The organism is Kocuria sp. CPCC 205235 (genome assembly GCF_040980905.1).
Taxonomy (GTDB): domain Bacteria; phylum Actinomycetota; class Actinomycetes; order Actinomycetales; family Micrococcaceae; genus Kocuria; species Kocuria carniphila.
Genome location: NZ_JAVKPR010000018.1, coordinates 49,279 through 58,840 on the forward strand (window position 1 = coordinate 49,279; position 9,562 = coordinate 58,840).

At 62.8% G+C, this 9,562-nt stretch carries 13 protein-coding genes; 4 read left to right on the top strand and 9 right to left on the bottom strand.

Annotated elements, in window-relative coordinates; translation table 11 throughout:
* Positions 1 to 34 precede the first annotated feature (34 nt).
* Together RF638_RS12145 and RF638_RS12150 are read right to left on the bottom strand one after the other, a co-directional pair.
* Complete coding sequence (locus RF638_RS12145) at positions 35 to 868, bottom strand: undecaprenyl-diphosphate phosphatase (protein ID WP_095798071.1); 834 nt, start codon at positions 866 to 868, stop codon at positions 35 to 37.
* Between the two features lie 114 nt (positions 869 to 982).
* The gene (locus RF638_RS12150) at positions 983 to 1,339 is read right to left on the bottom strand and encodes a primosomal protein (RefSeq protein WP_368842129.1); all 357 of its coding nucleotides are present in this window, start codon (positions 1,337 to 1,339) and stop codon (positions 983 to 985) included.
* 39 nt (positions 1,340 to 1,378) lie between these two features.
* On the opposite strand from RF638_RS12150, the gene RF638_RS12155 reads away from it, so the two are divergent.
* Positions 1,379 to 1,624 carry a DUF5703 family protein gene (locus RF638_RS12155; protein ID WP_095798073.1) on the top strand — a complete coding sequence of 82 codons (246 nt, stop codon included), beginning with the start codon at positions 1,379 to 1,381 and terminating at the stop codon, positions 1,622 to 1,624.
* A gap of 60 nt (positions 1,625 to 1,684) precedes the next feature.
* On the opposite strand, the gene RF638_RS12160 is transcribed toward RF638_RS12155, so the two are convergent.
* Genes RF638_RS12160 through RF638_RS12170 form a run of 3 tightly spaced genes read right to left on the bottom strand, consistent with a single transcriptional unit; the run spans position 1,685 to position 5,152 of the window.
* A complete protein-coding gene (locus tag RF638_RS12160; RefSeq protein ID WP_368842130.1) occupies positions 1,685 to 2,863 on the bottom strand; it encodes an acyl-CoA dehydrogenase family protein in 1,179 nt (392 codons plus the stop codon).
* Between the two features lie 36 nt (positions 2,864 to 2,899).
* A complete protein-coding gene (locus RF638_RS12165; protein ID WP_095798074.1) occupies positions 2,900 to 3,814 on the bottom strand; it encodes a hypothetical protein in 915 nt (304 codons plus the stop codon).
* A 9-nt stretch (positions 3,815 to 3,823) separates the two neighbouring features.
* A complete protein-coding gene (locus RF638_RS12170) occupies positions 3,824 to 5,152 on the bottom strand; it encodes a M20/M25/M40 family metallo-hydrolase (RefSeq protein WP_368628941.1) in 1,329 nt (442 codons plus the stop codon).
* Positions 5,153 to 5,393: 241 nt separating this feature from the next.
* On the opposite strand from RF638_RS12170, the gene RF638_RS12175 reads away from it, so the two are divergent.
* Entirely contained in the window at positions 5,394 to 5,699 is a 306-nt protein-coding gene (locus tag RF638_RS12175) for a hypothetical protein (protein WP_129701654.1), read from the top strand.
* 96 nt (positions 5,700 to 5,795) lie between these two features.
* A complete protein-coding gene (locus RF638_RS12180) occupies positions 5,796 to 6,302 on the top strand; it encodes a GNAT family N-acetyltransferase (protein ID WP_238663225.1) in 507 nt (168 codons plus the stop codon).
* A gap of 9 nt (positions 6,303 to 6,311) precedes the next feature.
* Here the strand turns inward: RF638_RS12180 and RF638_RS12185 are convergent, their stop codons facing one another.
* From RF638_RS12185 to RF638_RS12200, 4 genes are all read right to left on the bottom strand, one after another.
* Positions 6,312 to 6,755: a pyridoxamine 5'-phosphate oxidase family protein gene (locus RF638_RS12185; RefSeq protein WP_095798078.1), complete on the bottom strand. Its 444-nt coding sequence runs from the start codon at positions 6,753 to 6,755 to the stop codon at positions 6,312 to 6,314.
* A gap of 92 nt (positions 6,756 to 6,847) precedes the next feature.
* Positions 6,848 to 7,660 (bottom strand): SOS response-associated peptidase, encoded by an 813-nt coding sequence (locus RF638_RS12190; RefSeq protein WP_259917452.1) that lies wholly within the window; start codon positions 7,658 to 7,660, stop codon positions 6,848 to 6,850.
* Positions 7,661 to 7,669: 9 nt separating this feature from the next.
* Positions 7,670 to 8,389, bottom strand: coding sequence for a biotin/lipoate A/B protein ligase family protein (locus RF638_RS12195; RefSeq protein ID WP_368842131.1), 720 nt, complete (start codon positions 8,387 to 8,389; stop codon positions 7,670 to 7,672).
* Between the two features lie 61 nt (positions 8,390 to 8,450).
* Positions 8,451 to 8,912, bottom strand: coding sequence for a hypothetical protein (locus RF638_RS12200; protein WP_259917455.1), 462 nt, complete (start codon positions 8,910 to 8,912; stop codon positions 8,451 to 8,453).
* Positions 8,913 to 9,214: 302 nt separating this feature from the next.
* On the opposite strand from RF638_RS12200, the gene RF638_RS12205 reads away from it, so the two are divergent.
* On the top strand, positions 9,215 to 9,442 hold the full coding sequence (locus RF638_RS12205; protein ID WP_368631281.1) for a hypothetical protein: 228 nt from the start codon (positions 9,215 to 9,217) through the stop codon (positions 9,440 to 9,442).
* The last annotated feature ends 120 nt before the right edge of the window (positions 9,443 to 9,562 follow it).

A 9,562-nucleotide genomic window follows, 5' to 3' on the forward strand; every position in this document is an offset into this window, starting at 1 on the left:
GCGCCCTATTCCCCCGGTGGGGTGGAAGCGGCGATCAGGCGCTGATCACACCCGTGCCCAGCAGCACGAAGATTCCGGCGCCGAGCAGGATGCGATACCAGACGAACAGGTTGTAGCTGCGCTCAGAGATGTAGCGCATGAACCAGCCGATGATCACGTAGGCAATCACAAAGGCGATGCCGGTGGCCACGAGCGTCTGGCCCATGGTGTAGATGCCCTCTGGTTCCTGCCCCGTCATCGCCTTGTACAGCTTGTACAGACCGGAGGCGAAGACCGCGGGAATGGCCAGCAGGAAGGCGTAACGGGCGGCGGCCGCGCGGGTGTACCCCATGAGCAGACCGGCCGTGATGGTGCCGCCAGAGCGGGACACCCCGGGGATCAAGGCCAGCGCCTGCGCCAGACCGAAGCCGATGGCGTGCTTGACGGTGAGGTCCTGCAGGACGCGTTCCTGCTTACCCACGTGATCCGCGATGGCCAGGAACAAACCGAAGATCACGAGCATGGACGCGGTGATCCACAGTGATCGGAACTGGCTGTCGATGTAGTCCTCGAGCAGGAGACCGAGGATCGCAATCGGAAACGAACCCAGAATGATGAACCAGCCCATACGGGCATCGGGGTCCTTGCGGGAGACCTTGCCGACCAGTGACAACGACCAGTGCTTGATGATCCGCACGATGTCTCGCCAGAAGAAGATCACCACGGCCGTTTCCGTACCCAGCTGGGTGATCGCCGTGAAGGCGGCACCCGGATCCGCACTATTGGGCAAGAACTCGCCCACGATGCGCAGATGCGCCGATGAGGATACGGGCAAGAATTCAGTCAGGCCCTGGACAATTCCCAGAATGATTGCTTCGATCCAGTTCACGCGACAACTGTACGGCACCCGGAGCTGAAAAATGGGTGAGGAAAGGGCTCACGTGTTCTACAACACGTGAGCCCTCTTCCGCCCACAGGGTGGGGTATAACCGCCGGCTATGTCCTAGCGGCGAGATGAATTCGACGAACCATTGTCGTCATCATCGTCGTAGTCGTCCTCGTCCACGAGATCTTCGTCCATCATCTCGTTGTCTTCGAGGAGGTCCTCGTCGTAATCGTCGTCGTCATCATCATCATCATCGTCCGAGTCGTCCTCGTCCTCAGCGAACACGGTGAGGGGGGTGACTTCGTCGTAGGCCTCGTAGAGGGCCTCTTCGTAAGCGTCGAAGGCATCGGCAATCGACAGGTACGCCCCGTCCACGGAGGGGTCGTTGTCCGAACGTCGATTTGCGGCGGCGGCCAAGTGTTCTTCGAACGCGTTGACCAGTGTTTGCAGGGCGGCGCGAGGATCATTGCTCATGGGGTAGACGTTAGTCGTTATCGAGGCAGAATGGGAGCAATGAAAGAACAACGATTGTCCGAGATCACGTCCGCGCGCTCGCACCCCGTGGCCAGCAGGGACGACAGGTACGAATACCTCACCCTCACGGTGGCCCCGCGGGAACACGTTGCCGATGCGCGGGCACGAGTCCGGGAGCACGCCGAGTACGGCAAGTGGGAACTCACGCGTTCGGCTGTACTTTACGGCGGTGCTCGCCGTTACGTGATGCGCCGCCGGATCATTCGCGTCGAACGCACGTTCTGATCCTGCTCGACGACGCCGCTCGGTACAGTCCACGCGCAACCTCACCCAAGAGGCACGCGCTCAATCGGTCTGAACCGGCCCGAGTAGCGACTTGGCCGTGGCTGCGTGCACGGATTCGTTGTCCGAAGGGTGATACATCCCGGCGAGCACGTCACGGTAGAGCCGTTCCAGTTCGCTCCCCCGGCGGAACTGCGAACCACCGCTGGAACGCAGCGCCAGATCGACGACCTGCCGTGCGGTTTCGGTGGACCGGTGTTTGAGGCCGGAGAACAGGATGAACCAGCGGGCACCGTGCTGAACCTCGTGGTCGGTGCCCACCGAGTCCATGTCGGAGCTGAGCTGGCGCAGTTGGAGTTCCACACCGTCGCGCAGGATCCCTGCCTCGGCAATGTGCCAGCGAATATCCGGGTCCGTGGCGTAACTGGCCCCGCGCGCGTGCGACCTGCGCTTGTTCACGATCTCCACGGCCACCTCGATGGCCCGATCCTCAATCCCCGTGTACACGGAGGCCAGCAGCAGTTCGAAGCACCCGAAAATTCCCCACACCACCGGATCGGGCGAAGGCCCCACGGGAATTTCGGTGAGCACTCGCCCGGGTGCCAGCACAGCGCCGTCGAGCACCGTGGTGCACGATTGCGAGGCGCGCATGCCCAGCGCGTCCCAATCCTGTTTGATCCCAATGCCCTCGGCGCCGCGCTCGAGGATGCCGAACACGAGGGCGTCAGGGGCGTCGTCGTCGCGATCGGTGCGGCGGGCATGGACGAGGAGCCGCGTCCACGCGGGCGAGAGCGACGTGAAAATTTTGGTGCCGCGCAGGCTCAACCCGTCGGCCACCGGATCGGCGGTCGTGGTCGCGTCGAACAGGACGGAATCGTTGCCGGCCTCCGAGATCCCGAACGCGAACACCTCGCCCGCCACGACCTGGTCGAAGATCGCGCGGGCACGATCGTCCCCGCGCTGCCACAGCGTGCGGGCGATGCCCACGATCACGTGGTGCATGTTGACGCCCAAGGCCGTCGACGGCGCCGCGGCGGCCAAGCGGCGCTGGGCCTGAGCGGCGTCGGCAAGGGAAAAGCCCAAGCCGCCGAATTCTTCGGGAACGAGCAGACGCAAGTAACCAGCGGCGCGAAGATCCTCGAAATCCTCGGTGAAGAATTCGTTGCGCTCGTCGTAGCCGGCCGCGCGGTCACGGAAGGTTGCGAGCATGTCCTCGGGAAGCATGTCCTGGATCGTGGTCACCTGGTCTCCTCCAAGTCGAAAATTGAGTGGTCGTGATCAGCGCAGTGGATCGGCGGCGTCAAAGCTGCGCGCAATGCGGTGGGTTGCGAAGAAGGCCTCGTAGGGCCTGTTGCCGTACACGCCGATGCGCGAGAACGAGGCCGGTACGGAGGCGTCCCGGTACCAGCCGTCCGTGACGTTGGGGCGCATGACGTCCAGCGTGGGTTGGTTCTCACCGTTGATCTGCACCTGCTGCCACTGCCCGCCGGTGTTGATCCACATTTCGACCCAACCGCCGTTGCTCGCGTACGCGTATTTATAGGCCTGAATCACGCCCACCCAGCGTCCGGTGGGCACCCGCACGTGATCGCCGAGTAGTTCGGGATCATCGCCCATTCGGAACATGAGCCCGCCCTCGGGGTGTCGCACCAACATGAGACCGAGCAGGGACGCACCGTTGGCCGGCGGACCGTAACCGCCGGTGAACAGCGTGATCCACGTGTCCTGATCGAAGTCGCCGTCCAGGACGTAGACCGAGAACCCGTTGAAGTACACGTCGTTGTCGTTGCCGTGCGCGTCAGCCTTGATGATCGGCTCGGTTTCCACCATGGAGCGCGGAAATTCATTGCCCAGCGTCAGCCCGGGAACGGACGTGAAACGCGCCACCTGTCGCCCGCCACCCACTGGGTCCGGAACCAAGTGGTAGCCCAGGCCCTGCCGATTCTCGTCCGGAATCAACTTGGCGTAGCCGCCGAGCCCGCGCTCATTGATGTTGGCGTCGAAAATCCGGTCCGCGGCGAGGCCCTCGTCCGTGGGTTCCTCCTCGAGCCATGCGGGAATCTGGGTCGCGACTCCCACGGCCGTGGCCGCGGCCACCACGCCGGCGGCCGTGATAATTGCCCGGCGCCGGGTCAGGCCACCGCGCCGGTCCTCACCCGTTGTCGGGTTGGTGCTTCCGGAATTCTCCCCCACGAAGTGCTCCTAGTAATTGGTCAGCAAGCGGTGCAAGACACGCGAGCCGAACTCCAATGATGCGACCGGCACGCGCTCGTCCACGCCGTGGAACATACCGGTGAAATCCAATTCGTCCGGCAGCTGCAACGGCACAAAGCCGTAGCCGGTGATACCGAGCTGCGACAGCGACTTGTTGTCCGTTCCGCCGCCGAGCATATAGGGCAGCACCACGGCGTCCGGATCCTCGGCCTTGAGGGAGTCCACCATGGCGTCCACCACGTTGCCAGAGAACGGTACTTCCAGGCCGATGTCCTCGAACTCGGCCTCGAACGTGATGCCCTCGCCGGCCAGCTCTTTGAGCTTCTCCATGACGATATCGCGCTGCTCGGGCAGGTAACGCACGTCAATGGTGCCCTGGGCCGAACCGGGAATCACGTTGGTCTTGTAACCGGCGTCCAACATGGTGGGATTGGCGGTGGTCTGCAGCGTTGAGCCCACGAACCGCGCCACGTGGCCGAGTTCGTCAAGCAGCCGCTTGGGATTCTCCGGGTCGAATTCCACCCCGGTCAGTTCGGTCACCTCGTCCAGGAACGCCCGGGTGGTCTTGGTCAACTCGATCGGCCACGTGTACTCACCAATATTGGCCATGGCCCGTGACAGTCGGGTGACCGCGTTGTTCTCGTGCAGACCGGACCCGTGGCCGGCCTCGCCCTTGGCAATCAGGTTGAGCCACATCAGGCCCTTCTCGGCGGTCTGCAGCAGATAGGCACGCTGGCCTCCGATATTGGCGGAATAGCCGCCCACTTCACTGAGCGCGTCGGTCACGCCGTCGAAGAGTTCCGGGTGATTCCGCGTGACCCATTTGGAGCCGTAGCTCATGCCAGCTTCCTCATCCGCGAAGAATCCGAACACGATGTCGCGCTTGGGTCGGTCTCCGGTGCGGGCCATGTGGCGCATGACAGAGAGCATCATGGCGTCCATGTCCTTCATATCCACGGCACCGCGGCCCCAGATCATGCCGTCCTTGACCTCTCCCGCAAAGGGATCAACGGACCAGTCCTCTGCAAGCGCCGGTACCACGTCCAGATGCCCGTGGACCAGAAGCGCATCCGCAGAGGGGTCGGTGCCCTCGATCCTGGTGAACACATTGGCGCGGCCGGGGGCGGATTCGAAGTACTGCGGTTCCAGGCCGACGTCACTGATCAGTTCTGCCACGTACTCACCGGCGGCTCGCTCGCCCTTGGCGTTACCCCTGGAGTAATTGGTGGTGTCGAATCGAATCAACTTCTGACAAATGTCGGCGGTCTCGAGTTCCGGTGCTGACTGTCCCGCAACTGTGGATTCCGGTGTCGACATGAGGTCTCCTTCTCCTGGGTGTCCTCCGGGAGCTGGACCCCGGATGTCGTGCGCTTGCCGTCAACGGTAGTCCCCGCATCAGCCCGTGACCCATAACCATGGCCAGGCTGTGCCGGGGCGGTTCATATCCTGGACACGATTTGACATGAGGAAGACTTATTTCGATTGCTTCCTACTTGGCAGTACTATCAAGCCACGGTTGTTTGAGATTCCCCCCAAATCCCCCAAGGTCTCATGCCTCATGAAATCCCTGCCCCCTGATTGCACCCCCAATTTCCCTCACGACGAGCTGCCCCAAGTCGATATTCGCGCCGTGGCGTTTCATCGCTGGCGCACGCTCAAATGGCTCGTCTCCTTCGTCGAGCCAAATTCTCCATGCGCCCGTGAAGGTCATGCCCGCACGTTCGACGCCGCGTTACAGTTGGCCAAAACGTGGTCCCTGGCCTACTGGGCCAAGCACTACGGGATCAGCGAACTCCTTAACGATGCCCCGCCGCTTCAGCTCAATCACGCGGACGTAGATAAAGATTCTTCAACAATTCAGTGACGACCTTGCGGCAGTGATCCCCGCTACCCGGTTCTCCGATACTCTGGTGTGACGAATGACAGGCCGCACCGGCCCTTGACCCATATGGAGGCCAAGATGAGTGGAACCATCACCCTGATCGCACAAACGTCGGAGACCAGCAGCACTAACCCGGTGCCCAGTCGACAGGTGACCGCCGAGGATATTCCGGCGCTGTCGGAACTATTCTTCCAGGCCTACGATGCATCGTCCGCCGCCACGTCCAAGGATGACGCTCAGAAAATCATCGAGGGCGTGTTCGACGGCGAGTTCGGCCCTTTCCTGCCCGATGCCTCCCCCGTGATCGAAGACGAGGACGGCAAGGTTATCGCTGCGGCCATCGTGTTGGAGCAGCGCAAGGGCGACGATTTACCCAAGGCCCCGTACCTGTTCGAGTTGTTCACGGCGTCGTCGCACCGCCGCCGCGGTTTGGCGGAACAGCTGGTCCGCGAGGCCATGACCAAGCTGTACAACCAGGGCTACGAAGAAGTCAGTCTGCGCATTGCAGAAGACAACTCCGCAGCCCTGGCGCTCTACCTCACGTTGGACTTCAACCGTTGGGTTCCGTACAACGACGATGTCTGAGCCGGCGGGTTAGAGCTGCAGCTCACGCTGCGCGGGAGGAACTTCTCGCGCATCCGTGTGGCTGGCCCAACGAACGGTGACCTCGAGCAGACGCATGTTCTCGGGGTCACTGGTCTCTGCGGAGTCCGGGTGCTGGGCGGAGAGCACCTCTGCAGCGGCGGCAACCTGAGTCTCGTCGAGGACTGCTGCCTCGCCCTCGAGCTGCACTTCCTCGGCGCCGTCATTGACGATCACCAGCGACACGCGGGGATCAGAGGTGATGTTCGTGAACTTGCGGGACAGCGCGTTCGTGCCGAAGATAATGCGGCCGGCGTCACTGGCGGCCACGTGAACGTATGCGGACTCGGGGTAACCGGTCCCGCTGTTACTCGCGATCACGGCAGCTCCCGCGCGGCGTACGAAGTCGACCAGCCAGCGGCTGTCTTCCGAGATGTTCTTGCCCAGTTCCACCATGACGTCTCCTACCGGATTGTGCCTGTACCTGACACTGTCCACTGTAGGCTTCGGGCGCGTTGGGACCCGGGGTGGCGCTCCAGCGAGAGCCTTTAGAGCAGAGTGTTAAGCGGTTCCACCAAATGGGGGCCTTGCACGGCCACCGAACCGACGTCCTTGGTGACCGGATGCATCCGCCATTGGGCGGCCACGTCGTAGGCCTCCGAGATCGCCCGAGCCACCAGGTCACGAGTGCGGTCCTTGTCCGGGGAAATCCACTCCGGAACCAAGTCACTGGTCATGCCCATGGGCAGTCGATTGTGGAGGTTTCCCAGGGCAGCCAAGTGCTCATTGCCGGAGTCCGCGTCCGGTGCCTCGCATGTCAGGATCGAGCACGACAGCAACCACTGGCTTTCGCCCTCTTTGCCGGAGCGAGTCTGGCCCTCGCGGGCACCCTCCAGCTGACCCTCCGGAACCTTCCACCACTCGTAGATGCCCGCGAACCAGATCATCCGGCCCTCGGGCGGGTGCACGAAGTACGGCTGCTTCTTCCCTTTGCCTTTGCTGCCATCGGCCGGAGCCAGCCACTCGTAGTAACCGTCCGCCGGAATCGCGCAGCGCCGGGATTTGATGGCCGACCGAAACGAGGGCTTTTCAAGAACGGTTTCCGACCGCGCGTTGAACATCTTGGACCCCACGGTGATGTCCTTGGCCCATGAGGGCACCAGGCCCCAGCGTGCCGCGTGGAGCTCACGATGCAGGGTTCCTTGATCATCCAGGCGTTCCAGGAGGATGGGCACGGTCTGGGTGGGTGCCGTGTTCCAGTTGGCACGCACGTCGTCCCCGGCCAGGGTTTCGTCCACGTTCGCGTCGAATTCCAACGCGAGTTGTCCCGGGGTCTTGGCAATGACGTAACGGCCGCACATGGAGTGCCCCTAACTGTTCTGGATGGATCCGTAGCCCATGTACTGGGAGTACATGGCGTACACCTGCATCAAGGCGTCTTCAACCTGAGACACCGTGGTTCCGGGACGCACGTCGTCCACCGCGCCTGCCGTACCGGGGTCCCACTCCACGCCCAATGCCGAATAGACTTCGGTCAAGACCGAACGGATCGGGTCGGAGTGCTCCACCACGATCACGCTGGAGAAGTACCAGGCGCCCGCCACGACTCGTTGGGCGGTGCCCGCCAGTTTGACCGGCCGGTTGGGATCCTGCGCGGTGCGAGGCGCGTGCACGCTGTACTCCCCCGCGCAGTATTCGCCGGGGATCTCCCGCACGTCCGCGGGGATGTCCAGGTGCTCGAGTGCGGCCACGATCATGTCGCCGAACAGGCGGTATCGGTCCTGGATGCCCGTCTTGGGGTCAGGATCGGATTCGACGTGATCCACGATCAGGCACCCGCCGTGATAGGCGGCCGCGCGCCCACCGACCCGGCGCACCAAAGGTGCGAACCCGGCGTCGAGCGCGGCCTTTCGAGCGCGTGTGAAGCCCGGGTTGAGCTCGTCGCGGCGACCGAAGGCGACCGTGGGGCGGGGTTGGTAGATCCGCAGGACGGGTCCGGTGTTCGACGACCGAGCGGCGTCGAGAATCGACAGGGAACGGCGATAGTCCTGCTCGGCACCAAGGGACTCGCGCTGACGTATAAGTTTCATGCTGCGCCCTACTTTAGTTCCTCGGTAGGGCGCTTTACGGCGACGACGCCGCCCAGTCACCTCACGCGGCCAAGGCCACCGTGGATCCGCTGCGCCACTGCGGCGATACCCTGTGTTCGCGCGGCCTGATCCCGTCACGAATGGAGCGAATGGCGATTCCCGGCTTCAACGGCCCGTAGGCCTGAGCGGCCGCGGTTGCAGCCGCGAGTAACCCGTAGTCATCCAGCAGGTTGCGAGAGTCCTTCATGCCCAGGATCTTCTCTCCAGGCTCGGAACTCTGAGTGACCGGCACGGAGCGATGAACCCGGTGCTGCACACGGGCCAACCGCTTCTTCTCGCGGCGAGACAGCGAGTTGGTGTCCGGATGGGCGCGATGCCAGGCCTGCGCCCCTCGCAGAACACGGGTCAGCAGCGATACGTGGAACTCAGCGACGGTGCCGCCACCGTGCATCAGGGAACCCAGTGCGGACAGTTCATGGGACGTGAGAGCGGAACGGGTCCGCGGGGAAGTGAACGTCGACATGTCATCCTCTCGACATCGGATGGATCCAAGCTCGCAGGGTGCGTGCCAGATGTGGATCGATCATGCCGGGTGATGACTGATATTTCGTTGAGAGGAGCTGGAGGTTGGCTGGGGTGGTGCTCAGTGAACCCTGTCAAGGCTGCTCTCAGTAGTTCTGACATCACGGTTTTGGGCGGGTCTTGATGTCAGGCTGGTCGCCCCACATCAACGTGGTGCTTCACAGCTTTCTGGCGCCGCCCCAGTTCGGCAAAATAGTTGTACATCTCGCAAGATGGCGCGTCAGGAGTTAGAGGAGAAACGACATGATTCGCAAGGTTCTACTCTTCATCGCCGCAATAGTGGCCGGCACCTTCGTCATGGAGGTCTTGCAGAACATCGGAACCGACGTCTGGATAGCCCGCGGGTTGGGCGCGGTAACCGCCGCGTTTGTCGGTGTGCTGGGGAACTACCTGTTCCTGCGGGGTAAGCCGGAATCGTCGCCGGACACCAGGGAACGGGCAGAGCACCGAAACGGAGTTCAAGGTCGGTAGCCATTCCTATCGCTACGGAGACCGCGACTCGTTCGTAATTAAGCCCAAGTGGCCTTGACCCCGGGCGGTGGACACCTTGTAAGAGAGGATGTTCATCATGGGAAGACAGCGTCGGGAGTT

Excerpts from the sequence above, each read along its gene's own strand:
- RF638_RS12195 (WP_368842131.1), bottom strand. The coding sequence starts at position 8,389 with ATGAAACTTATACGTCAGCGCGAGTCCCTTGGTGCCGAGCAGGACTAT.
- RF638_RS12205 (WP_368631281.1), top strand. The coding sequence starts at position 9,215 with ATGATTCGCAAGGTTCTACTCTTCATCGCCGCAATAGTGGCCGGCACC.
- RF638_RS12190 (WP_259917452.1), bottom strand. The coding sequence starts at position 7,660 with ATGTGCGGCCGTTACGTCATTGCCAAGACCCCGGGACAACTCGCGTTG.
- RF638_RS12175 (WP_129701654.1), top strand. The coding sequence starts at position 5,394 with ATGAAATCCCTGCCCCCTGATTGCACCCCCAATTTCCCTCACGACGAG.
- RF638_RS12155 (WP_095798073.1), top strand. The coding sequence starts at position 1,379 with ATGAAAGAACAACGATTGTCCGAGATCACGTCCGCGCGCTCGCACCCC.
- RF638_RS12150 (WP_368842129.1), bottom strand. The coding sequence starts at position 1,339 with ATGAGCAATGATCCTCGCGCCGCCCTGCAAACACTGGTCAACGCGTTC.
- RF638_RS12170 (WP_368628941.1), bottom strand. The coding sequence starts at position 5,152 with ATGTCGACACCGGAATCCACAGTTGCGGGACAGTCAGCACCGGAACTC.
- RF638_RS12200 (WP_259917455.1), bottom strand. The coding sequence starts at position 8,912 with ATGTCGACGTTCACTTCCCCGCGGACCCGTTCCGCTCTCACGTCCCAT.
- RF638_RS12180 (WP_238663225.1), top strand. The coding sequence starts at position 5,796 with ATGAGTGGAACCATCACCCTGATCGCACAAACGTCGGAGACCAGCAGC.
- RF638_RS12185 (WP_095798078.1), bottom strand. The coding sequence starts at position 6,755 with ATGGTGGAACTGGGCAAGAACATCTCGGAAGACAGCCGCTGGCTGGTC.